Annotated in this window: 27 protein-coding genes and 1 pseudogene; 9 read left to right on the top strand and 19 right to left on the bottom strand. The window is 36.1% G+C overall.

Annotated features, from left to right (window positions below; genetic code table 11):
- Nucleotides 1–57 precede the first annotated feature (57 nt).
- Together MW695_RS11235 and MW695_RS11230 are read left to right on the top strand one after the other, a co-directional pair.
- Nucleotides 58–1,485 (top strand): hypothetical protein, encoded by a 1,428-nt coding sequence (locus tag MW695_RS11235; protein WP_247105410.1) that lies wholly within the window; start codon nt 58–60, stop codon nt 1,483–1,485.
- A gap of 30 nt (nt 1,486–1,515) precedes the next feature.
- Nucleotides 1,516–2,505, top strand: a complete 990-nt coding sequence (locus MW695_RS11230; protein WP_247105409.1) for a CgeB family protein — start codon at nt 1,516–1,518, stop codon at nt 2,503–2,505.
- A gap of 18 nt (nt 2,506–2,523) precedes the next feature.
- Here MW695_RS11230 and MW695_RS11225 read toward each other — a convergent pair whose 3' ends face one another.
- Together MW695_RS11225 and MW695_RS11220 are read right to left on the bottom strand one after the other, a co-directional pair.
- Nucleotides 2,524–2,664: a hypothetical protein gene (locus tag MW695_RS11225; RefSeq protein WP_247105408.1), complete on the bottom strand. Its 141-nt coding sequence runs from the start codon at nt 2,662–2,664 to the stop codon at nt 2,524–2,526.
- Between the two features lie 140 nt (nt 2,665–2,804).
- Complete coding sequence (locus tag MW695_RS11220; protein ID WP_247105407.1) at nt 2,805–3,605, bottom strand: PHP domain-containing protein; 801 nt, start codon at nt 3,603–3,605, stop codon at nt 2,805–2,807.
- Between the two features lie 305 nt (nt 3,606–3,910).
- Here MW695_RS11220 and MW695_RS11215 point away from each other — a divergent pair, with 305 nt between their 5' ends.
- Entirely contained in the window at nt 3,911–4,909 is a 999-nt protein-coding gene (locus MW695_RS11215; protein WP_247105406.1) for a CgeB family protein, read from the top strand.
- Nucleotides 4,910–4,921: 12 nt separating this feature from the next.
- Nucleotides 4,922–5,899 carry a CgeB family protein gene (locus MW695_RS11210; protein WP_247105405.1) on the top strand — a complete coding sequence of 326 codons (978 nt, stop codon included), beginning with the start codon at nt 4,922–4,924 and terminating at the stop codon, nt 5,897–5,899.
- 161 nt (nt 5,900–6,060) lie between these two features.
- On the opposite strand, the gene MW695_RS11205 is transcribed toward MW695_RS11210, so the two are convergent.
- From MW695_RS11205 to MW695_RS11175, 7 genes are all read right to left on the bottom strand, one after another.
- Nucleotides 6,061–7,101 carry a CgeB family protein gene (locus MW695_RS11205; RefSeq protein ID WP_247105404.1) on the bottom strand — a complete coding sequence of 347 codons (1,041 nt, stop codon included), beginning with the start codon at nt 7,099–7,101 and terminating at the stop codon, nt 6,061–6,063.
- Nucleotides 7,041–7,904, bottom strand: a complete 864-nt coding sequence (locus tag MW695_RS11200) for a sulfotransferase family protein (protein WP_247105403.1) — start codon at nt 7,902–7,904, stop codon at nt 7,041–7,043. The genes MW695_RS11205 and MW695_RS11200 overlap by 61 nt, the downstream gene beginning before the upstream one ends.
- A 90-nt stretch (nt 7,905–7,994) precedes the next feature.
- Nucleotides 7,995–8,447, bottom strand: coding sequence for a dTDP-4-dehydrorhamnose 3,5-epimerase family protein (locus MW695_RS11195; RefSeq protein ID WP_247105402.1), 453 nt, complete (start codon nt 8,445–8,447; stop codon nt 7,995–7,997).
- Nucleotides 8,444–9,292, bottom strand: coding sequence for a dTDP-4-dehydrorhamnose reductase (gene rfbD, locus MW695_RS11190; RefSeq protein ID WP_247105401.1), 849 nt, complete (start codon nt 9,290–9,292; stop codon nt 8,444–8,446). Before rfbD ends, MW695_RS11195 begins: the two co-directional genes overlap by 4 nt.
- Nucleotides 9,289–10,269, bottom strand: a complete 981-nt coding sequence (gene rfbB / locus MW695_RS11185) for a dTDP-glucose 4,6-dehydratase (RefSeq protein ID WP_247105400.1) — start codon at nt 10,267–10,269, stop codon at nt 9,289–9,291. The genes rfbD and rfbB overlap by 4 nt, the downstream gene beginning before the upstream one ends.
- A 2-nt stretch (nt 10,270–10,271) precedes the next feature.
- Complete coding sequence (locus MW695_RS11180) at nt 10,272–11,009, bottom strand: sugar phosphate nucleotidyltransferase (RefSeq protein WP_247105399.1); 738 nt, start codon at nt 11,007–11,009, stop codon at nt 10,272–10,274.
- A gap of 260 nt (nt 11,010–11,269) precedes the next feature.
- Nucleotides 11,270–11,944, bottom strand: coding sequence for a hypothetical protein (locus tag MW695_RS11175; RefSeq protein ID WP_247105398.1), 675 nt, complete (start codon nt 11,942–11,944; stop codon nt 11,270–11,272).
- 180 nt (nt 11,945–12,124) lie between these two features.
- Between MW695_RS11175 and MW695_RS11170 the strand changes: the two genes are divergently transcribed.
- The 4 genes from MW695_RS11170 to MW695_RS11155 all read left to right on the top strand — a co-directional run bounded on the left by MW695_RS11170 (nt 12,125) and on the right by MW695_RS11155 (nt 14,394).
- Nucleotides 12,125–12,766: a BMQ_0737 family morphogenetic spore coat protein gene (locus MW695_RS11170; protein WP_247105397.1), complete on the top strand. Its 642-nt coding sequence runs from the start codon at nt 12,125–12,127 to the stop codon at nt 12,764–12,766.
- A 64-nt stretch (nt 12,767–12,830) separates the two neighbouring features.
- On the top strand, nt 12,831–13,373 hold the full coding sequence (locus tag MW695_RS11165) for a hypothetical protein (protein ID WP_247105396.1): 543 nt from the start codon (nt 12,831–12,833) through the stop codon (nt 13,371–13,373).
- 18 nt (nt 13,374–13,391) lie between these two features.
- Entirely contained in the window at nt 13,392–13,703 is a 312-nt protein-coding gene (locus tag MW695_RS11160; protein ID WP_247105395.1) for a hypothetical protein, read from the top strand.
- A 49-nt stretch (nt 13,704–13,752) separates the two neighbouring features.
- Nucleotides 13,753–14,394: a hypothetical protein gene (locus MW695_RS11155; protein WP_247105394.1), complete on the top strand. Its 642-nt coding sequence runs from the start codon at nt 13,753–13,755 to the stop codon at nt 14,392–14,394.
- Between the two features lie 607 nt (nt 14,395–15,001).
- Here MW695_RS11155 and MW695_RS22690 read toward each other — a convergent pair.
- Together MW695_RS22690 and MW695_RS11150 are read right to left on the bottom strand one after the other, a co-directional pair.
- Nucleotides 15,002–15,130, bottom strand: a complete 129-nt coding sequence (locus MW695_RS22690; RefSeq protein WP_260505907.1) for a hypothetical protein — start codon at nt 15,128–15,130, stop codon at nt 15,002–15,004.
- A gap of 84 nt (nt 15,131–15,214) precedes the next feature.
- Nucleotides 15,215–15,556 carry a DUF1360 domain-containing protein gene (locus MW695_RS11150; protein WP_247105393.1) on the bottom strand — a complete coding sequence of 114 codons (342 nt, stop codon included), beginning with the start codon at nt 15,554–15,556 and terminating at the stop codon, nt 15,215–15,217.
- 184 nt (nt 15,557–15,740) lie between these two features.
- Between MW695_RS11150 and MW695_RS11145 the strand changes: the two genes are divergently transcribed.
- On the top strand, nt 15,741–17,975 hold the full coding sequence (locus tag MW695_RS11145; protein ID WP_247105392.1) for an alpha-galactosidase: 2,235 nt from the start codon (nt 15,741–15,743) through the stop codon (nt 17,973–17,975).
- Nucleotides 17,976–18,156: 181 nt separating this feature from the next.
- On the opposite strand, the pseudogene MW695_RS11140 reads toward MW695_RS11145, so the two are convergent.
- From MW695_RS11140 to MW695_RS11105, 8 genes and pseudogenes are all read right to left on the bottom strand, one after another.
- Nucleotides 18,157–18,455 (bottom strand): annotated as a pseudogene (locus tag MW695_RS11140) (transposase); the annotation flags it as partial.
- Nucleotides 18,456–18,621: 166 nt separating this feature from the next.
- Nucleotides 18,622–18,924, bottom strand: coding sequence for a hypothetical protein (locus MW695_RS11135; protein WP_247105391.1), 303 nt, complete (start codon nt 18,922–18,924; stop codon nt 18,622–18,624).
- 66 nt (nt 18,925–18,990) lie between these two features.
- Entirely contained in the window at nt 18,991–20,157 is a 1,167-nt protein-coding gene (locus MW695_RS11130) for an alpha/beta hydrolase (RefSeq protein ID WP_247105390.1), read from the bottom strand.
- Nucleotides 20,158–20,340: 183 nt separating this feature from the next.
- A complete protein-coding gene (gene msrA, locus MW695_RS11125; protein ID WP_247105389.1) occupies nt 20,341–20,859 on the bottom strand; it encodes a peptide-methionine (S)-S-oxide reductase MsrA in 519 nt (172 codons plus the stop codon).
- A gap of 139 nt (nt 20,860–20,998) precedes the next feature.
- The gene (locus MW695_RS11120) at nt 20,999–21,298 is read right to left on the bottom strand and encodes a HesB/YadR/YfhF family protein (protein WP_247105388.1); all 300 of its coding nucleotides are present in this window, start codon (nt 21,296–21,298) and stop codon (nt 20,999–21,001) included.
- Between the two features lie 334 nt (nt 21,299–21,632).
- Nucleotides 21,633–22,541, bottom strand: coding sequence for a chemotaxis protein (locus MW695_RS11115; protein ID WP_247105387.1), 909 nt, complete (start codon nt 22,539–22,541; stop codon nt 21,633–21,635).
- Nucleotides 22,542–22,696: 155 nt separating this feature from the next.
- Nucleotides 22,697–23,431, bottom strand: a complete 735-nt coding sequence (locus tag MW695_RS11110) for a SurA N-terminal domain-containing protein (protein ID WP_247105386.1) — start codon at nt 23,429–23,431, stop codon at nt 22,697–22,699.
- A 246-nt stretch (nt 23,432–23,677) separates the two neighbouring features.
- A complete protein-coding gene (locus MW695_RS11105) occupies nt 23,678–24,604 on the bottom strand; it encodes a dipeptidase (protein ID WP_247105385.1) in 927 nt (308 codons plus the stop codon).
- Nucleotides 24,605–24,638: the final 34 nt, after the last annotated feature.

The raw sequence follows: 24,638 nt of genomic DNA, 5'->3' as shown, positions 1-24,638 counted from the left end.
ACGCTTTTATTCATAAGCTATAGTATCTTTACGTGTGTAGGGAGGGTGAACAATTAAATGGAATTAACATTAGCGCATTGGCTTTACTTTATAGGTACCTGTTTGATTATTTTAACGATGCTCTTTCGCCAAAATGTAGTCGTTCCAGCATTACTGATGACTTTTATTATTGGCGCTGTTTATAGCCAGTCATTTCTTGATGGAATTCATGTCATTTTCAATGCAAATTTAACAGCAGCACGAGAATTGTTTCATATATTCTTAATTATTGCGATTATGACCTCACTTCTTCAGTCATTAAAATCGATCGGTTCAGACGAACAAATGATTGTCCCTTTTCAAAAAATTATGAAAAATGGGCATTGGTCTTTTTGGATTATCGTTTTTGTTACGTACGCCCTTTCCCTATTCTTTTGGCCCGCTCCTGCGGTCCCTCTAATAGGCGCTCTTCTGATACCTGTAGCAATCCGCTCAGGTTTGCCACCACTTGCTACCGCAATTGCCGTTTCCTTAGCAGGGCATGGAATGGCATTATCGTCTGATTTTGTCCTACAAGTTGCACCTGGTCTTTCCTCATCAACCTCTTCTGTGATTTCTGCATCGATTGTAGCTGATCGATCACTCATACTCTCTTTGATTACCGGTGCAATTGCTTTAACGATTGTGTACGTGTTAATTAGAAAAAAAATCTTGCCTCCATCAAATGAGAACCTGACCACATGGGAGAAAACAGGGGAAAAAGGAGCGAAGATTGATGATGATCATCTCATTATAAAAAAAGGCCCTCATAGTAAGTGGTTTGCCTTTATTGTTCCACTAGCCTTTTTAGCTATAGTCATTTACGTCATCTTAGCAACGTTTACATCAGTTGTTCCAACGATGCGCGATGGATCGGGCGCCTCCTTAATCGGTGGTACAGCAATCATTCTGCTTCTACTTATTGCAGGGGTGCGTGATTATAAGAAATCACTACAAGAGGTGAGTGATCATCTCATTAATGGTTTTGTTTATGCATTCAAAGTGATGGGGTTAGTGATTCCTGTTGCAGGTTTTTTCTTTATCGGTAGTAGTAATTACGCTGCCAGTATTTTACGAGTAAATGAAGAGTCATCACCCACATTTCTTTTCGATCTTGTTCAAGCAAGTCAAAGCTTCATCCCTGAAAACGCCTTTTTTACAGGGTTTGGAATATTGCTATTAGGAATGATTTCTGGTTTAGATGGATCAGGTTTCTCAGGTCTTCCTTTAATCGGATCATTAGCAGAAGCGTTTTCGGCTACGTCAGGAGTGGATGCAGCAACATTGGCGTCGATCGGTCAAGTAGGAGCTATTTGGGTTGGTGGAGGAACGTTAGTTGCTTGGTCCCCGATTATTGCTATAGCGGGTTTTGCCCGAATTTCCGTTATAGATCTTGTTCGCAAGAGCTTCTTCCCAGTTGTAATTGGATTAAGTATCGCAACACTATTCGGTCTACTCTTTCTCTAATAAACCTATGCTTTTCATGAGGTGACATTAATGAAAATATATTATGTACAATCAGGGTTTCAGCAAATTTACGCTTACTTGGATCAAGCAATTGTTCGCTCTTTAAATGAATTAGGTTTAAGTGAACAAATCGGCCCTTATAATGAAGCAAAATTGGTAGACGCTATCCGTGCTGAAAGTCCTGATTTCATCCTTACACTGCTTGGTTCAAGGCTACAATCGTCTACATTCAAAGTATTGACTCGTAAAGGGATTCCAATAGCGGTGTGGTTGACAGAAGATCCTTATTACATTGATGAAACGATTAAACAAATCTTTAAATTTGATTATATCTTTACAGTAGATTCAGCTGCAAAAGAAATTTACGAAGAAGCCGGTCATTCAAGCGTATTTTTTCTCCCATTAGGAGCAGACCCATCTGTTTACTATCCATTAAAAAGAACCGTACAGCCTAATTTTGATTTAATGTTAATTGGTTATCCTTATCCAAATCGAGTAAAGCTTATGCAAAAGATCTTAGCATCTTTAAAAATTTCATGCCTAGTCGTTGGTAGGAATTGGGGGCAGTATTTGTCAGTAAACAAACACCCATTGCTCACAATAAAGGATCAATGGATTCCACCTAAAACCGTTAATCAATTATTACCATTTGCTGCTATTCACCTTAACCCCCATCGCCCTATTCAATTAAAACAAAATAAAAATCGATTCAACGTTCAAAGCAAAAGCATGAACAATCGTACATTTGACTTAGCAAGTGCACAGCAATTTCAATTACTTGAACATAAAGATGATCTTAACAACCATTTTAGAATAGATACTGAGATCATTTCTTATTATGAAGCAAACGAGTTATTTGAAAAAATTTCCTATTTCCTTCAACATAGTGAAGAACGAGACCAAATCGCTAGAAATGCTAGAAAGCGCGCTCTTTCGGATCACACGCTCAAACATCGACTTAAACAAATGATTACACATATTTCCCACCAGCAAAGCGAGAGTTTGAGCAGTGAGGACTAATCTGTTCAAACTCAATCGTTACGTTAAATTAAGAGTCTCTCTTTGCTGACGAAGTTGTTCAATACGTGAGCGAGTCGTAGTTGATTCAACCTTATTAACTGGTTCAGTTAATGCGACTTGCTGTGTTTCGGTTAATTTAATGAATAGAAGTACTTCCATTTTTTCTGTTATAGAACGAACGTGACATTTGCTATTATTTCAACTTCTGTGATTGTATCTATATTACATGAGTGGGAAAGCTGTTTGTTTTGTTTTTTTGTTGTCATGGAACATAAATTGTATGTTTTGTTTGTTGAAAATCAATGGATGTCATCTTCTGAAAAACCGAAATTCCCTAATGTATGTTCATCTGTATGAAAATCAGATCCACCTGTCATCAATAACTGATACTCTTTTGCAAATTTCTTAAATAATTGGCGGTGTTCTGCTAAATGATTTCGGTGCCATACTTCGATTCCATCAAAAGAAAAACGAAGAAGCTCCTTTACGACATCAATCTCTAAATATACAGGATGGGCAAGTACAGCACTCCCTCCAGCTTGATGAATAAGTTCAATTCCTTGCTCAGGAGTTAACACTTTTTTTGGCAATGCACAAGGTTTACCGTCTGCTAAATAATCATCAAAAACCGTTTGATAATCTTTTACATATCCTTTTTTAACGACTGCTTTAGCAATATGAGGGCGCGCAATCACACCATTTTCACTGAACTCAAGTACATCATCCATCGAAATCGAAAAGCCAATGTGATTGAATTTCTCAATAATTCGCTTCGCTCGATCCACTCGACCTTCCCTTAACTGTACTAATGTTTCCTCAAGCTCTTTTGTTGGTCGAATATTGTAACCAAGCACATCGACACTAACCCCTTGATATTTCGTACTTAATTCAACAGCAGAGATCACATTTATTCTATACTTGTCTGCAGTCTTCTTCGCCTCAGTAATTCCAGCTAACGTGTCATGATCAGTAATCGCAATCGTTTCAAGTCCACAGTTATAAGCCTTCTCGACAATTTCAGTAGGGCTATATTCGCCATCTGAGGCTGTTGTATGCATGTGTAAATCAAATTTTGTTTGTATGGCTTTTTTTAACTCCATTGATTCATCCTCCAATCACTATCCTCTTTATAATTTATTTCGTTATACATCTTGCTATATATAGGCCACTTTTTAACTGATTAGTGAACATTCACTTTTCAAATAAACATACGTAATTATATATCATAACTTATGATATAGATAATATAAATGACTACACACAGTTTCGAACAGACTGACTTCCTTCAAATAAATGCTAAAATTTCAATAGCACTTGGAACCTTTACAAGCCATATATCTAGAGTGAAAAAAAGGTAATAGACTACATGATAATTGTCAACTATCTTAATTTTCGAGGTGAATAAATGAAACGCCTATTATATATTTCATCAGGAAAAAAAACCTTATCAGATTTAACTCCAAGTCTTACACTCGCCTTTAAACATTTAGAAGAAAAACGAAAAGATTTTCGCTTTCAAACTCATTCACTCCTTAAAGAATCGTTGGAAATGTTAGACAAAAAAATAAAAATATTCCAGCCAACTATCATTGTTATTTTTGGTCAAGATACTCACCTGGCTTTTGAATATGTCAAGCACATAAATGTCCCTATAGGGTTATGGGTAGTGAATGATCCTTATCGCATATCTGATTATTATGATAAGGCAAAACAATATGATTTTATTATAACTGAAGAATCTTCATGTGTACCTTTTTACAAGAAACAGTTAAATATCTACGCCTTCCACTTTCCTTTAGGAGTAAATGAACAAAACTATTATCCAATTCCAAACGTTAACAAACGCTATGATTTTTCTTTTATAGGGAATGCAACACCTAGCAGACTATCATTCTTTCATTCATTGCTAAAAACACAGCATAACCATACGTACATCATAGTAGGAAAAGGATGGAATCAACTAAGACAATATAAACTATTCAAAAATCAGATCAAATCTGTGATCATGAAACCAAGAGATGTATGCAAAATCTACAATCAATCAAAAATTGTACTAAATCTTCATAGAAGTGATAATGACCTTAATAAAAATCCGTATCAATTAAAGGCTTTAACACCAAATAACCGTACCTTCGATATTTGCGCAGCTAAATCGTTTCAACTTGTTTCATATCGTGAAGGTTTAAAAGATTATTTTGACTTAAATAAAGAGATTGTTTCATTTCATGATGCAAGTGATTTAGCAGATAAAATCAACTATTTTAAGCAGAATAAGAAGAAACGTGAGCTAATTGCAAAGAATGGCTTTATTCGGACATTACAATGCCATACGTATAAACAAAGAGTAGAAACACTTTTAAATACATTACCTGATGAATTAAATATCATTAGACCCTTTCAATAAAGGAGTGTTTGTATGCGAGTCATCCATATTACTTCAGGTGTTGAATCACTATCAAACCTTGACTTTAATATGTCTCGTGCTTATGAAAACATTAATAAAAAGTCTACGCACAAGATAAATATCGTTTCAAAAGAGAATGAAAGTATTCAAAGTCTACTTGCGAAAATTAAGAATTTCAAACCTGACGTTATCATAGTATTTCGAGCACCACTTCCAACAGCTTTTTTGTCAGCTCTTAAAAAATTACAGATTTCAATAGGAAGGTGGGTTGTCGATGACCCTCATAGAATTGATAAACATGTCTTGAAGTCCAAGCCGTATGACTTTGTCATTACACAGGAGAAAAACTGTCTTTCCGTTTATAAAAAAAACGATTTAAAAGCCATCCATGGTCCATTAGCAACGAACGAAAAAGAATATTATCCAATGAAAGTAAATGAAAACTACGTTTCAGATATTTGCTTCATTGGCACTCCTTATAAAAACAGACTCGGTATTATCGATTCATTAGCTGATTTACTTCAAGAAAAAAACACATTTATCATTGGACCTAAATGGGAACAGCTAAAAAACTATACAGCTTTGAAAACTAGCATCATTAACCAGACACTCCCACCAAATGAAGTAGCTAAATATTACAACGGCGCAAAAATTGTTTTAAATTTAAACCGTCCCATTAATGATGTTGGACTAAACAAACAAAAAATAAATGCAATCACTCCAAACAATCGCACTTTTGACATTGCAGCTTGTCAATCTTTTCAACTGACCGCTTATTTAGAAGAATTAGAAGCTTATTATAAGCTTAAGGACGAAATCATTTGTTTTAAACATAAAGAAGAATTAAGAGAACACATTTTATATTACTTGGAACATTCTGAGGAACGACAGCGTATCGCACAAAAAGCATATAACCGAACACTTTTTAACCATACGTATACGATTCGCCTTCAACATTTTCTTGACCAATTACAATCATTTATTAAATAACAAAATACAAGAGCTAAATCAACCAATGCCTTTTCATGTAAAGTGTATCATCAAGGCCACTATGCTCCCACCGTATCCAATTGTAAGGAAAATGATCGCATTATTTAAAAGCTATATTACGTAAAACTATATCAATTTATAACACGAATGCTCAATTGGAGTTAAGATAGTAATCGTTTTGTTTTTAGTAAATGAATCAGGTCAGTTAATCGAACAGAATACGTATGAGCATTCATCGTACGTTTATAAGCTCTTTTTGCTATTTCTCTTCTTTCATGACTCTGGACTAAATAGTATTCTACTTTTTTAACTAAATCATCCACACTTTGATATTCAATGATCTCATCCTTTTGATAAAAATCACTTATAGCTTTTCGATAAGACGTTAATTGAAAGGCAGAGCAAGCAGCAATATCAAACGTCCGATTATTCGGTGTAGCAGCCTGTATTCGAGAAGGGTTATGTTTTGAATCATAAGGGTTTCTATGCATATTTAGAACGATCTTTGCACCATTATAGTACTTCGATGCCTCTTCTGCACTTATCGGTTTGTTTAGAATAAAGTGATTTCTTCCTAGTTGATTTTGAAGCGGCTCCCACCACCTACCGATAATACGGATTGTTTCGTGAACAAAGCAGTTTCCTAATTGATGAAGTAAGCGAATTCGATTAGCCATCCCTGAACCAACAAAACAAATATCAGATTGATAATCACTTTCTACTTCTTGAGGAAAATAAGTGGACGTATTAACAGCCAATGGTAAATAAAATGCCCTCATTCCTCTCTTTTCATAAAAAGCAGGAGCGTTTATCTCTTGTGTTAAAATAAAATCATAATGATAACCACGCAAAACATGTTTTTTTATTAAATAAGGGTCATCGACAACCCATAATCCAATCGGAATTCGATGCTTATTGAACGACTGAATCCAATCGGCTGGTAGTTGACGCTTTAGAACTAGTACAACGTCAGGTTTATTTTGTTTAATTTGATATTGTACATCATCATTCTTACTCAGCATTGAATAAAAAAAATGAAAAGGTTCTACTCGTTTCAACCTTTCGATTTCTTTAAAACCATTTACAATATTCGGATCAAGATTGGAATACGTATCACTGCCAGATGTAACAAATAATAGCCTCATGATTTTCTTTCTGCCCCGTATTTCGATTTGTACAACGATCGTATTTCTTCTATACATTGTTTTGATGAGAAGTAAGTTGATGAAGCAAGAGCCTTTTGAATGATTTGATATACTTGAATAACCTGGGGCGGTGCTTCAACACAACTCTTTAACTCTTCTATAGTTGAGCTACTATGCTGCAAGGAAGGACTAACAAACGATCTCATTTTTTCTATTATCGTTTCCTTTGGTGGTTCGACACGAAGTTCTTTAACCACCTCTTGAATTCTCCATTCCCAGTTTTGTAAAAAGTCATCATAGTCAATAATCATTCGCTGCATTCCGTTTGTCCAATACAGTGAATTTAATACATACAATAGCCAAATTTGAAATGAATCTGCTAACGTAAATCCATTTCTCCTCTCTAATGAATAGACGACATCGAGAGGGTTTCGGACAACGATCAAATAATGAATGTTCACATTTTTATTAGAAAGTAATTCATTCCACATCGGCAATAACAAGCATGTTCTTGGGTCTTTCCAACCCCATATTTTCTTGTTTGAAAAATCTTTATTAATTATTGCAGATAGTTGGCGCTTTAGTGGTTCAATTTTTTTATTTTTCCACCAATTTTCTGGTAATGGTTGATTCGTGTCCCATGAGCGTGATAATGATCTTAATATACGTTGTTGCGTCTGAGTAATCCCTTTATGCTCCCAAAACCCTTTTTCATTAAATTGACCACCTTTACTTATCACCTCATGGGGGTTACCTAAATGAACGCCTAGTAGATTTATCATTCTAGCGGTCATAGAAGTGCCACTACGATGCATACCAAGTATACAAACGACTTTTGATTTCTTTCCACTTTTCCTCATTAAATCACACCCTTATTCATACTAAGTTTAAATAAAGCCTACTAGTAATGAAAAGCATAGTAGGCAATGATTGAATGAGTGACTTTCCTTTTAACGATTTTGGGTATTCCAATCAAAACCAATTTCCTCATCATTCCACGGCATTCTTTTTTCATCAGGATTAGCAGCATGATATGAATGTGTCGTGAAATAGATAATCGTAGCTGGTGTAGAACCTAACACTCGATATCCATGAGCAACACCTTTTGGTATGAATAGCAATATAGGATTCTCTTCGCCCATATAATAGACATCAGTCTTTCCTTTCGTGGTAGATTCGCGTAGATCATATAACACCACTTGAGCATTTCCGGACGGAAAAAACCAAAGGTCATCTTGTTTTTCATGATAATGAAACGCCTTAATCACACCTGGATAACTCATTGAAATAGAAGCTTGCCCAAACCGATCTAATAAATGCTCATCTTCACGGACAAGCTCTGAAAAATACCCTCTGTCATCACAATGCTTAACAAGCTCTTTCACTTTGACTCCTTCTATCATAGAAGCCCCTCCCTTTGCAAATAAAGAGTTAAGCCTTCTTTCCAATGTCTTGGCTTTTTTATTCCTATTGTTTCTAGTTTATGAAGAGATAGCCGTGAGAATGCAGGTCTCGGAGCCTTCGCTTCAAACTTCCTCGTTGACGTTGGTTTGACTAATAACGGGTCACAACCGACTTGCTGATAAATTTCTTTAGCAAACTCAAACCAAGTGCAAGACCCACTATTTTGTACATGATATTTGCCGTACGGCTTACTATCGAGCAACCGTTCCATCACATCAACTAGATCTTCTACATAAGTAGGAGAACCTACTTGATCTGAAACGACGTTTACTCCTTTGCTAGCAAATGCACACTTGAGCATCTTCTCGACAAAATGAAGCCCACCATGTCCATACAGCCAAGAAGTTCTGATTATATAATAATTTTCTAATACCATTTCAACAAATTCTTCTCCGAGCCACTTACTTACCCCATACATGCTGACTGGATTCACTTGATCTTCTTCGGTATACGGTGCTTGCTTGAGTCCGTCAAACACGTAGTCAGAGCTGATATAAATCATTGTTGCCCCTATTTCTTCACATGCTTTAGCCATGTGAAATGTTCCTACAGCATTCACTTGAAACGCTTGAGTACGTTCTTCTTCTGCTAAATCAACCTTCGTATATGCACCTGCATGTATAACGACATCTGGCTTTAATTCATTCATTACTTTTTGAACCATTGATTCATTTGTTACATCAAGATCACCTTTACTACATGCAGTTACATCATGAAAGGCTGAAAACCTCTGCTTTAACGCTTTACCTAATTGGCCATTTGCTCCTGTAATCAAACACTTCATTTATGTTCGCACCATTTTAACATCATATGAAACCACTCCTCATTTTGAGCATACCAATTGATCGTCTTCTGCAATCCTTCTGAAAATGCATATGTTGGTTCCCATTGGAGCTCAGTTTGTATTTTCGTTTGATCAATCGCATATCTTCTGTCATGTCCTTGCCGATCCTTTACATACGTAATTAATTTTTCGTCTTTTCCTAAGAATTGAAGAATCGTCTGTATAACCTCTATATTGGATCGTTCGTTTCGACCTCCAACATTGTAAACCTCACCGTATTGTCCTCTCTTCATGACTCGCTCGATCGCACGACAATGATCTTCTACATATAACCAGTCACGAACATTTAGACCATCACCATAAAGGGGGATAGATTGATCATGTAAGGCACATTGAATCACTTTAGGTATGAGCTTTTCTGGATGTTGATACGGTCCATAATTATTTGAACAACGTGTAATCATCACTGGAATTGCATACGTTTTAAAATAGGAATGGACGAGCAAATCAGCTCCTGCTTTACTTGCTGAATACGGATTATTTGGAGTTAAAGGGTGCTTTTCTGTAAATGGTTTTTCCCTCTGCTGCAATGACCCATAAACCTCGTCTGTTGATACATGAATCATCTTTTTAGCCCGACCAGTTCTTACTTTTTCTAACAAGTTATGCGTTCCTTTTATGTTCGTATCTAAAAAGATCGCTGCATCTTTTATACTGCGATCTACATGTGATTCAGCAGCAAAATTCACAATCCAATCATACTGTTGCTCAAAGACACGATCGATTTCAAGCGCATTCGTCAAGTCAGCTTGAATAAATCGATAGTTCTTATTTGCGAGGAAATCTTCTGTGTTACTAATGTGGCCTGCATATGTTAAAGCATCAATATTCGTTATTGAGACATCTTCTTTTTCTAGCATCAATCGGATAAAATGTGAACCGATGAACCCTGCTCCACCCGTTACTAGTAGCTCCATCTTCATTTGTCCTTTCTTTTCCTTAATAGTTGATAGATGTGTACATTTGCCTCATGTAATGAATGATGTGTCCCTGCATCGAGCCACCAGCCTTTAAGCTCTTCATAGCTGAGCTGCTTGTTTTTCATATAAAGTCGGTTAATATCCGTCACTTCTAGTTCTCCTCGTTCTGAAGGAATAAGCTGATCAATGAATTGAAACACTTGTTGATCGTACATATAAATTCCGACAACGCAATAATTCGTTTTCGGATTCCTCGGTTTCTCGATTATTGAAAGCACTTCTTTCTTTTCACTGTCTATTTCGGCAATTCCAAACCTTTTAGGGTCATGTACTTCTTTTAATAGAACCATCGCACCTTCATTTTTCTCTTTGAATTTTTGAATAAATGAAGTCAATGAATCTTCTAGCAAATTATCGCCAAGCATAACAATAAAAGACTCATCCCCCACAAAACTCTTCGCTAAAGAAATGGCATCAGCTATACCACTTGCTTTTTTTTGGATTTTATATGTTAGTTTTACACCTAGTTCATAACCATCATCAAACAATTGAATAAAATACGTTAAGCTTTCTCGATTCGTAATGATTAAAATGTCATGAATCCCTGCTTCCTTTAACTTAACAATAGCCCAGTAAATCATTGGTTTTGCACCAACTGGCAAGAGGTGTTTGTTCATAATATTTGTAAATGGCCTTAAACGGCTTCCCGTACCACCTGCTAGGATAACTCCTTTCAAAATATAACCCCTCCTTCCCATTAAAAACACATGACAGTTCCTTCGTCTATTTGATACTCTCTTTTTTCATATGCCAAAAAACGCTTGACGGTTCATGACAAGCGTTTGATTACATGATTACACCACATTTCTAAAATCATAAGGAACATCAAGACTTCACAAGGTATTTCAAACATACAAAAAAAGGTTCCCACTCATTTGACTACACTAAAAGGAACCTTCACTTTTTCTAATTATTTTGAATGAACAAATCCCGCTATCTATTTCTTTTTTGTATCTCTAGGCTTTTGAAAACCTTTACTATTAGGGGGGAAATACGATTGATGAGCTGTTTTTTCATTACTCTTAATTGAATCAAGTGCCTTGTTCACAGGTGAATGAGCAGACCACTTCATTTTTGGCTGTTGATCTTCTTGTTGTCCTGATGATGAAATGAGCTGCTGCAATTTCTTATAATCCGAAGAAGAACGTTTGGCGATTGTCTGAGTGAATTCATCTGATTCTACTTTTTCAGCCAATTCGTTTTGTTTTTCAACATACGCATCCATTCTTTCTAATTTATCCTCTACATTTTTTAATTGGCGCTCTTGATTAGAAAGTCGATCATGAACAGTCTCTTCCATTTCATTCACTCTCTTTAATAGTTCCATATAGGTATCATTTTCAGCTTTCAACTCAAATTCTTTTTCCATTTTTTCAATTGCTTGTTTAAACAATTGTTGAGTCACATTTTCATTATCACGACCATAATTATTTACTATTTCCTCTAACTGTTTCATTCGATTGAGGTTTTGTTTTTGATTCTTTCTTATTGTCAATAGTTCTTCCTTTAAAAGAAGATAATCGTCCACCACGGTTCCCGCTTTTAACGATTGCAACGTTTCCTTATAATATTGGAGCTTTCGTTCCAGATTTTCTTTAGACTGTTGCATCATATACACCCTCTCCTTCATTATAATCCTCTAAGAAATAGTTACCTTAAGCACAATTCAATTCATGTAACACCCCCACATTCGTAATGAGTTAAAAAAAACTACTAAACATGTAACCATATTTATTTATAAACATATGCTACAAGTGAAAAGAAATTAATCTTATCCGGAGGTGTTTACTTCATGAATACAAATCAAGTAAATGGGGACGGCGAACTCCTTTGCATAAATACAGAGAAAGTATATGACTGGATTATTAATGAAGCTTCATTTGACTTAACGATTGACGATATTGAGTTACCAATTGTAAATGGTATTCAAATAACTTGTGATGATATAGAAACTGTCACATGTGAGGTGGAAACAAACGATACTGAAGTGCTTAACCGTGAAGATCGTCCATATGTGATTAATGGTACACCAATCACACTTCAACTTGTCACAATACAAAAGAATTTCGATGTCACTATTATCATCAATACAACAGCTGGCCAATCAGTAGAAGCAGGAACGTTCCCTTTCACACGTTGTGAGCAAGTCATTCTTTGTGCACCAGAAGGTACTGATGTTAATGTCACGTATACAGATGTTGACTGCTTCGTCTGTGTATTCAATTGTGATGACGTTACTCCAGGAGTGGGAACATTAGATGTCAGCGTAACTGTACGTTTATGTCAAAGTATTCAATCAACATTCCCAGTTACTCTTGAAATTTTTGCAGACTTCTGTGAGCCAAGAGAATTATTGCCAATCGTTTCAGGTTGCCCTACTCCAACTATTCCACCACAATGTCCGGTTTTATTCCCGAATAATGGTGATGATTAATCCAGTCTATGCATATTGTAAATGAGAGGATGATTCCTCTCATTTATTTTTTTGAGGTGAGATTATGTCAAAACAACAGCTTTTAGATATGATCAATGAATGGAATCATGAAACACATACATTCTTAGGTAATGTGAAAGAAGCACTTACTACACTTGAAAATCAGCAAAAGCAACAAATCATTAGCTATTTCACTTATTCTCTTAACCTCTCTTCTAAGTCAAACGAAGATCACTTCATTATTGGTACTTATCATATTCATAACCTTAGTCATACATTCATGACAAACCCATATATTTGTATCAAACTAAGCGAAGATTCTCCTTTTCATTTTTCGGGCAAATATGTATACAAACCTCGCAAATTAGCGACAATACCTCAAGATGCTTGGGAGAAATTAAATGACCACACAAATCGCATGGAGTATTGGTTAAAGCCGCTAAGTGTAAAGCTCATAAAACCAAATGATGTGTTATCATTTTCTAATTTTCAAATGAAATGGAAAAGCACTGAATCCTACTCTGGAAGCGTGACGGGCTTTACTTATTGTGAAGAGTATAAAGAAGGTATTGCCGCTGTAAACCAGCTGTTTATAAGTGGATCTTAGCTGAGAGGGGGGATTATGTTGACAGATCAAGAACAAGAGCTATATATGAAATATGTAGCTCGTCACATTTTAACAAACCAAATACAACTTTTAAAAGAGGATCAACAACTAGCAAGCTCCAGCTTTGTCTATTTGGATCATAAAATGCTACACGAAATTATCACTCTATTAACATTGTCGCTTCAAAGGAATAATCACTCCTCTCAAACGACACATGAAAGGAAGGAAGAGCTAGCTGACGTTGTAGAACATTATGAAAAGATAATGGATTCCTTAAAGGAAGAATATAATCAAATCAATAGTCAATTAGAAAAATTGATAGCCAAATAGGCACTTCTAACTTAACAGATACATAATTTTATGATGGGAGGTTTTGAAAATGAATACTAATGATTCAATGTTGCAGTTACAACAAAAACTGATTTATTACAGATCAGAGTTAGCCAAATATAAAAAGAAAGTTGAGCAATACGAAAATAACTATCACTATGCACAACTAAAGGAATTAAAAGAGGCAAATAAACAACTACGTCAGCAATTGGAGGAGAAGGAAACTAATTTAAATGAACTGAAAAAGAAATACGAATTTGATCAAGAAAGAGCTATTCAACAATTACAACAACAAGATGAAGAAAAATTGGAGAATGTCAGGCAACAATTTCAAACTCAGTTATTGAAAAAGGATAGCGAAATACAAAAACTCACAGCTCAATTACAACAGTCACAAAGTGAGATTCAAACATTAACGGAAAAGATGGCATCCCTCGAAAAACGAAAGCTGAAGCGAGAGCCATTTTTAGAATCAAATATTCAAGATATTGGTGAAGCATTGGATGACGATAAAGAAAAACAAGAATTTATGCATAATCTTGAAAACTACTTTCGTTCTCTCTTAGAAGAAACCTTTCAATTTGAGGAAAAATTCGATTCAAAAAATTTACTTATTCATCAATTAGAAGAAAAATTAACAAACCTTAATCAGGAGATTACACAATTGGAAGACAAAATGACAGAAACTTAAAAGCAAAGAGCAATCCCCTTTTGGAGGATTGCTCAGACCGTAGTCAAAACGCCTTTAAGAAATAACTCTAAAAGGCGTTTTGACATTATATCTACCGCAACGAACAAGATGGTCTTCTGGTACTAGCTTTTCATTCCAGACCAACTCCATTTGCATCCGCCTATCTTCCAACTTTTAAACATCATTGTCCATTCACCCCTGTCCATTTTTATCAATTATAATTATAGAAACAAACCGGACATCTGTCTCTGTTGAAGGAGGCAAATTTCCTTTTTTTCACTAGAAAAAGCGGACGGGATGGGAGGGCCGACTCCTGCAGGAAAAAAGGGCAGGTTGAAATCCATCGTCGCAGCCGGTTCGTTCAACGCCCGCCTGCGGAAAGCGTGTCCCCCATCCCCGGGAGCAAGGTCAAAGCTCCCCTTCAAGTCCGAAGTAAACGAGCACTTTTTCAGTGGCATCGTAGCGAGATCGGAAGAGGCGCACCCTGACTACTAATCAAAAAAACCTGTCGATTTGTCACGCTTTTGCGAGACTTTGTAAACAGGCTGAGGTGCGATTTATTTGCATCACTGTTTATTTGTTCGGTTTCTCATCTCTACCTCTTTACTTATCGTTTTGCTTTCAAACAGCACCCGGCTTTTTTTACTGGTCGTATGATTGCATTTTGTTTCTGTGCTATATTGCTAGACTTTTTTTTATTCGTTTGATTAATCACAACAGGCTTGTATTGTTTCATACGATTACCTCCTTATCTGTTCACATTTATACTATTCATACAACCATCATTTTGACTTAGGCAATTGTCTCTGGGGAACCATATTTAATCTGCCACCATTGACTGAATAAAAGATGCGACACCTGCCACAGCAAAAACAAGAAAGCCAATTTGAACTTGATCAACATTCACATATAAAAGAACAACGAAGAAAGAACACCAAATGCCAAAACACCAATAGCAACTTAATAATTCTCCTATCCACCTCCGTATACCCTTTCCTTTTATAACTGTTTTTTCAAATAATTGACCATTTTCATCTTCCATATATGAAATTTCTAAAAAAGGATTGCGTAAAAAAGACGTAATGGAATCATTTACAACTAATCGAGTTATTCGAAATGTAGCAAATATCATAATAAAAAGATCCATCCACATCATATTCATCCTGCTCTCTCCTTTAGCTTTTCTGTTTATATATGATGAAGCACACTTATGAGTGCACGTTAAAACATTAGTTATAAATAAAGGTAACGTTAAGTTAAATTTAGTTAATTTATATTGAATCTTTTGTTAGCCATTGTTACAATAGAAGCAATTATATCCTTAATAAATATAGGCGGTGATGAGTTTGGCAATTAAAGTGAACGAGGAAAACTTGGAGTTTCATTTATTTAACGATAAAGTTAGTTACATATTTCGAGTTTTAGAGAAAAGCCATCAATTAGAGCATCTTTACTATGGTAAATCAATTAAACATCGAGATTCGTATGATCATCTGATTGAACGTGAAGTAAGACCTTCCTGCAACCTTTATGAAGGAGACCACACATCCTCATTTGAACATATAAAGCAAGAGTATCCTAGTTATGGAACGACTGATTATCGTTACCCTTCTCATATGATCACAAATGAAATAGGAAGTTCTATAACGAACTTCACCTATCAAAGCTATCGAATCATTGAAGGGAAACCGTCGCTAAATGGCTTACCTTCTACGTATGTCGACGATGTCAGTGAAGCTGATACTCTTGAGATCACGTTATTTGATCACATTTTAAAATGTACACTCTTACTAAGCTATAGCATTTATACATATCGACCGGTTATCTGTCGTCATGCACAATTCGTTAATCAAAGTCAAACGAACATTCAGTTAAATCGCGCAATGAGTACAAGCATTGACTTTCCTGATAACAATTATGAAATGACGTATTTATCAGGGGCTTGGGCTCGGGAAACTCACGTAGAAAAGCAACCACTCACAAAAGGGATACAGTCCATTTATAGCTCTCGTGGTGCAAGTAGTCATATTTATAATCCTTTTTTAGCATTAAAAAGACCACACACAACTGAGCACATAGGTGAAGTATATGGATTTAGTCTTGTTTATAGCGGAAATTTCCTCGGACAAGTTGAAGTAGATACTTATCAAGCAACACGTATAACAATGGGGATCAATCCATTTCAATTCACTTGGGATTTAAAGCCTAACGAATCGTTTCAAACTCCTGAATGCGTTATGGTATATAGTGATACAGGGGTAAATGGCATGAGCCAAACATTTCATGATCTATATCGTCAACGCCTCGTTCGCGGCTTCTGGCGTGATCGCGTCCGACCTATTCTCATTAACAATTGGGAGGCGACTTACTTTGATTTCGATGAAGAGAAAATACTTACTATTGCCAAAGCAGCAAAAGAGGTTGGCATTGAGTTATTTGTGCTTGATGATGGTTGGTTTGGTGAGAGAAATGATGACACTAGCTCACTTGGTGATTGGTTTGTCAATCAAAAGAAGCTTCCAAATGGGATTTCAGGATTATCGAAGAAAATAACCGACTTAGGAATGCAATTTGGACTTTGGTTTGAACCAGAAATGGTTTGTACAGATACGGATATATTTAAAAGACACCCTGAATGGGTTATTCAAACACCTAATCGAACAGCTTCTCACGGAAGAAATCAATTTATATTAGACTTTGGTCGAACCGAAGTGGTTGACTATATTTTTAAGATGATGGACGACATCCTGTCAACTTCAAACATTAGTTATATAAAATGGGATATGAATCGTTATATTACTGAACCGTACTCTACCAACCTTCATGTAGATCAGCAAGGAGAGGTCTTTCACCGCTACATATTGGGTGTATATAACCTATATGAACAATTAATTGAAAAATATCCTCACATTTTATTTGAGTCATGCGCTGGTGGTGGAGCTCGCTTTGATCCTGGCATGCTTTACTATGCTCCACAAACGTGGGCAAGTGATGATACAGACGCCGTCGAACGACTGAAAATACAATATGGGAGTTCAATGGTTTATCCATTAAATTCAATTGGTAGCCATGTGTCTGATGTGCCTAACCACCAAGTTGGTCGAATCACTCCTATTGCTTCAAGAGCAAACGTAGCTTTTTTTGGAACTTTTGGGTACGAGTTAGATATTACAAATATCAATGAAGAAGAAAAGAGGTGTATTTCAGAGCAAGTAAGCTTCTATAAGGCAAAAAGAGAGCTCATACGTAGTGGGACATTTTTTAGATTGTTAAACCCATTTGAATCAAATGAAGTTTCTTGGATGGTTGTAGCTGCCGACCAATCTGAAGCAATTGTCGGTTACTATAAAGTATTATCAAAACCAAATGATCATTATTACCGTATTCAATTAAAAGGATTAGATCCCAATCAAAAATATGTCATTGAAGAACGTCAAACCACTCACTATGGCGATGAATTAATGAACGTCGGTATCATACTTGCGGAGAATTACACCGATCGCGCAAATGAGTTTTGGTCAAAGAAAAAAGAAGGAGACTTTTCTTCCAAGTTATTCGTTTTAAAGGCGATTAATGATTAATAGCAGCATCAAGTATAACAAAAACGAAGCTAGGACTAAAGTGTTTTAATAAATGAGCATCCGAACAGATACACAGCGGTGCAAATAAACCGCTCCTGAAATATACTTCGCTTTCCGCGGGAAGCTGGTGAGTCTCCTCGTACTACACACATTGGAGTCTCACCTTTTCTTTTGCTACTTGTTACTCTTTTTCATTCAAAAGCTTTATTATTCTCTTGAGATTCACCGCAAATATCGTGGTAGCAGGTTGAATTTGCATACCAAACAGACCCGAGGATGATGCAATTTTTAACCCGTGTCTTTTAATTCGCTATTTTTTGCTTCTATTTTATAACGTGACTTTGTCATTTCTTTAAACTCTTCTGTTTGTTGAAAAGCTTCTTGATCAGAATGTTCCTCTGATTTAATCGTCACTTAATACGATTTTGTTTTTGCTCCTTTTTTATAACACCCTTCTTGAAATGGACAGATTTTGCACTTTTAAAAGGCCTTTGAGTCTCATTTCTCAAAGGCCTTTTTAGACTATTTCTCTTATTTTCTTTTTATCGTTGAAGAGTAGGGAATGTCTATCTTACCTCTCAACAAAGCGGACGGGAGGGGAGAGCCAACTCCTGCAGGAGGGAAGGGTACTGAAAAAGGTTGGTTTTTACCTTTTTTGGTGCCCTTTAAGCAATGTGCGAAACCGTTGCCTGTTTTGAGAAGATTGATTGAGTGGGTTTCTCGTATCAATCGAGCAACGAGTGAAGCCATTGCTTGTCAAATCAAAGGTACTGAAAAAGTTGATTTCTACTTTTTCAATAGCCTCAGGGAATGGCAGGTTGAAATCCACCGGTTCGTTCAACGCCCGTCTGCGGAAAGCGTGCCCCCCATCCCGGGAGCGCGGACAAAGCTCCCTTTCAAGTCCGAAGTAAGCGAGCGCTTTTTCAGTGGCCTCCTTTTCATCCGCCACGTTCGCACCTTGTTCGGATTCTCAACTAAACACTTTCATTATCACCCAGCATCGTTTGAATATTATTTATTGTACAATACTATAGAACAAAGATAGAGCTTTCTTGCCGATTAAGAAAGTCCCAATCGCATACGCTTCAGCTTCTTCTCGTAATTGAATGCTTGTATTCGTCGCACCATCAAATACTTGAAATTGATACATACTTTCAGTAGAAGTATCTGTCGTTCTTAGAAATAAAGCCGCTTCTGCTAAAGCATGATTACCTCTATACATGACTTCATAAAATGAAACAAAGCCATGCATCACACCGTTATAACGATAATTGACGACAGGAACTCCACTTTCAGCGAGTCTTCTTGCATATTCTTCTCCTTCATCACGCAAAGGATCAAATTCTGCGGTAATAACGATCGCTGGAGGCAACCCTTCCAAATCAGCATTGAGTGGAGATGTATATGCATGGCTCCATAGCGATTCTTGAGGTGTGTATGTGTCCCGCGCTCTTAACATCACACTTCTTGATAACAAATAGTAACCGCTATCATATTTATAACGCGAATCGAAATCAACATCTTGAAACGTGGTTAACGGATAAAACAATGCCTGAGACTGTATGTCTGGTCCATTACGATCACGGGACATCAATGATACAACCGTGGCTATATTTCCCCCTGCACTATCACCTGCTACTGAAATATGATTTGGATCACCGCCAATAGAAAACGCATTCATATAAGCCCAATTTAAAGCGTCATAACTGTCTTCAATGGCTGTTGGAAACGGGTATGTTGGTGCAACTCGATATCCTACAGCAATCACAATGCTATTTGTTCTTGTTGCCAAAGCTCGAACAATGTTATCATGAGTTTCAATATCGCCATAGCCTTCCATAAATGCTCCACCGTGATAGTAAAGAATTATCGGGTGAGAATCGCCTTCTATCGGTCGATACATTTTACTCGTAATTGTACTGCCATCAGCTACAGGAATTTCGACGTATTCGCGTGTAAATCGAGCCGAACCCGAGGACGTTAAAAACTGAGGCGCTTTCATATCAGTTGTTACTAAATTTTCATTAATCGCCTGTAAAACAACGGCTGTTTTCGGAGGTACTCGTCCTGCCTCTGTATGGGTCCAATAGTGAACAATCAAAACAACTGAAAGAGCACATACGATCAATGTTAGAGAAGATATCATGACAAAGATGCGCATTCTGTGTAAGTTTCGTTTCATCACATCCACTCCTCTCTCTTTAGTATTAGTATATCAGAAACCATCCATAATAGTGAGTTTTTTTCTCATATTTTTTCATACTTTCACATATTATTAGAACCTTTATATACTTCTACTACGTTTTTACGACAAAAAAATCACGGAAGAAGACCATTATCTTCTCCAGTGACTCTTCTGTTCGATTCAATTTCCCCAATTTTCTTTTATAAATATATCCCTACCTGATTGTTCGCGATCAGCCTTATATTCTTCTGGCTTTTTTTTATAAAAATCTTGATGATTACCTTCTGCTAAATAAAATATTTTAGCTGGTAATATCTGTGTAACAATTGGTTTGTTGAACCGTTTACTCTTCTCAATCTCTTCTTTCGTTTGTTGCGCTAAATTCTTTTGCTCATTTGTATGATAAAAGATCGCCGTTCGATATTGCGAGCCTCGATCATGAAATTGTCCAGTAGGATCAGTAGGATCAATTTGTGGCCAATAAAGATCCAATAGCTGTTCATAAGAAAACAATGTCGGATCATACGTAATTTGAACAACTTCATAATGCCCAGTTGTTCCTGTTTTCACCTGTTCATAGGTTGGATTCTGCACAACTCCACCCATATAACCAGACTCAACACTAATAATGCCTGGTAGCTCATCAAAGGGCTTAACCATGCACCAAAAACAACCACCTGCAAAAGTAGCTTTCTCCATAAATATTCCTGCTTTCTCGTTAAATTATTCTTATTTATAGGCAAATGCCTAACCAACATCACGGCGAATGACTAGGGTGCTAGTGACTGTTAAATAAAGGAAGGTCGGTAATGTCCTCATAGAGAGCCTTACTGCCTCTTTATTTTTGTTCATACACAAATTCAATTTCTTCGTTTTTTCGACTATATTTCACCTTAAGATGATGACCATCAAAATACCATAAATCTTCCTCTTCAATATAAAATGTTATACCTTCAACCTCTGTTTTTTCTCCAACCTTCTCTGGACTTTCCTTACTTATCCCTAACGAAAAACCACTTTGTAATGACCCACACCCTCCATATCTCGCAAAAATACGAATAAACGAATGCTCTTCATTATTTAAATCGAATTCATCCTTGAACCACTGGATAGCAGGTTTTGTTATTTCAATATTCAATGATCTCACTCCCTACTTCACTTTCCATACATCATAACAATGATCGTTCTTGTTTGTCTAATCAAGCGCCTATAAAGTTTCCTGAAGGAAACTTTATTTCCTTTGGACATATTATAAAGAAAAAGGAGTTTTAATATGAGCACAAAACAAAAAACAGTCTATTGTGCACATCTATTCACCAAACTAGGCCTTATAAATGAACAACAAAAAAAAGATATTTTAAAAACATTACACCAAAAAACTCACTAATACGTTCCGCCCGTATGAGTGCTATAACGATGAAAGGTGACTGTAGAAGAAAGTTACTCCTTTCTACAGTCACCTATTATTTACGCTAATTAAGCAGCTCGTCGAGCGTTTCAACTAGCTTCACAATCTCTGGTTTACTAATTTGTGCAGATGCACCTACACTTTCACCTTTATGATACAGATCATTTGTAATTAATGATGAAAAAATAATAATCGGCAAGTGTTTAAGAGACTGAGTTTCTTTAATTCTTTTTGCTAAATGATGACCATCCATTTGCGGCATCTCAATATCTGTAATAACAGCGTTAATTCGTCGGTCAATATCACTTTCATTTTCTTTTGCTAACAACTCTAAATATTCCCAAGCCATCTTTCCATTTTCAAAAAATTGTATACTATCATAACCCGCTTCAAACAATGTGTCATGCAACAATTTTCTAAGAGTAGGAGAATCTTCTGCAACTAATATTTTTTTCTGAGAACGCATTCTCGGTCCCATTGACTTTACTTGTTCGACACTCAAGCCTGATTCTGGATTAATATCAACGACAATTTTTTCAAAATCGAGTAATAAAGGCATTTCATTTTCCATCTTAACGATTCCGATTGTTTGCGTAATCCCTTGAGATAATTCACTTGGCTTCTCAATTTGTTCCCAAGAAATACGATGAATTCTTGAAACACTATGTACATGAAAAGCTACTTTTAATTGATTTAACTCAGCAATGACGAATTTATCTTCATTAAGACTTTCTGAAGGTGGAGCATTTAATACTTTTGCTAAATCGATTACAGGAACAACCTCTTCTCGTAACCTTATTACACCTTCAACATGTTCATGCTCATTAGGAGTCTCTGTAATCGGTAAAGGGTTAATAATCTCTCTTACCTTTAGGACATTTATACCAAATGTTCCTTTTCCGACTTTAAAAAGGATAATTTCTAGTTCGTTCGTTCCTGTCTCAAGCAAAATATTGCTCTTTTCCATATCCATTCCTCCATTTACCGAAACTAATTTCCTACTTATAGTTTATAGGAGAATAGATAGAATCAGCAACAATAATTTTCAAAAATTTAATCGAATTAATACAGGTTGCATATGGACATGAAAAAATGCCCTAAAAGCTAAGCTTCCAAGACACTTTTATCTTAAACAAAACGGTCAATTTCACTTTCTTCTTTTAAATCTTTAATGATTAAATTAAGTTCTTCTTGTTCCTTCTGGCTTTTCAGGTATTGTTCAATATCCTCACGATACTCATCTAGTGTAGGAGCCTCTTCACCAGTATTAGCTACTAGCTCTTCATAAGTAGCTTCAATTTCATCCTCAGTAATGTTTGGAGTTGAAATCTCTTCGTCAATAAATTTAGCTCTAAGGACAAGATCAATAAAATCTTCACGCACATCATCCATTGATAAGCCTTGCGCATCTAACATCTCATTCAGCTCTGTCTCTTCAATTTGCATACTATCTAAGTACATCGCAATTTCTGCATCCACTTCTTCCTCAGTTGCTGTTATTCCTCGTTCTTCAGCTACTTGAATAATGAGTTCTTCATCTACTAATTTCTCTAAATATTCTCGCTTTGCATCGTTCATATAATTCTGTGCTTCTTCAGTACCCATATCAACGCCCTGCATTAATAGGTTGTTTGCTTCTTGTTGCAATAAAGCAATATATAGATCACGATCTAGTTCCTGACCATTTACCGTAGCAATTACCTCAGGAATATCCTCTTCATTAAACCCTAAATCTATATCCTGCTCAATTTCTCCATTATCTCCATTTACATCTCCCTCAACTTGTTCAGGTTCATCACCACCACAAGCAACTAATGTTAAAGCTAGTACTGTTGAAAAAATGACTGTATAAAATTTCTTCATGTAACTTCATCCCTTCTTAAAATTCTATCGCAAGTGTAACATACGTCATCATATGGTTTCATACTTGTTCAACTGTAATTATTCTTCTGAGATCAAAAATTGAAAAAAACTATAACATTTCCTTGCCGATAAACGCGATCAAACCAATATTGACGATAACTAACATGTAGACGTTTCAAAAAGTATGTAAAAATAAGGTTCAATGATTAAATCATCATTGAACCTTATTTACACTCAATGTCTATCCTACGTTATAAGAAAATGTTTAATATTCTTATAAAATAATTTCTCCAAAAAAGAAGAGGAAAACTTTTTTTCAAGCTCTTCACCTAGTTGGTAAAAGTGACCACTATGTTCTAAACCACTAACATAAGAAGGAATCCCATCAAAATCAGATCCAAATCCTATATGATTCGCTGCACCGAGCGAGCAAAAATAATCAATCTGTTCGATAATATGTGAAATTGATGCATGCCCATTATGTGCTAAAAATAAAGGGTGAAATACAATCCCAATATATCCATCCTTTTTTATTAATGCTTTAATCTGATCATCAGCTAAATTCCGTCTATGATTGCACAATCGTTTTGCATTTGAATGACTTGCAATCGGCTTATGAGCCAACTCAATAACATCCCAAAACCCTGCTACACTCAAATGAGAAACGTCTGTTAACATTTGATTTTCATTAACAAAGTGTACAATTTCTTTGCCAAAGCTCGTTATTCCAGCCCCACGATCTTCGCCAATTCCATCAGCTGCTAAGTTGGCCTGATTCCAAGTTAAACCGACAGATAAAACACCGAGGTGTCGCAATATCGATAACTTGTTTAGATCATCTCCAATGGCATCAACACCTTCTAATGTCAATACCGCTCCGATCTCATTTGGTTGGATATCATTTATTTCCTGCCAACTTTTTATATGCTTCATTCTTGGTTGAGTTAATACTTGATTGTAAAAATGATCAACCTGCTCTAAAACCACTTGAAATTTCTGATCTTGTTTGATCCACGGTTCAACAAATATCGCAAAAAATTGTACCTTCACATTCCCTTGTATTAATCTTTCATAGTTCGCATCGATCTCTTTTGAGTGTTGAAAGTTTCGCAATGGTTGTTCCCATAGCTTTAATAAAGCATCACAATGACTATCAGCCACTACGTATTTCATAACTTACCCCCACCTTTCCTTTTATGAAACAATC

The sequence above is a fragment of the Halalkalibacter sp. APA_J-10(15) genome (assembly GCF_023017105.1).
Lineage (GTDB): Bacteria > Bacillota > Bacilli > Bacillales > Bacillaceae_D > Halalkalibacter.
The sequence above is the reverse complement of the archived record's forward strand: the minus strand, read 5'-3'. Positions and strand labels throughout refer to the sequence as shown.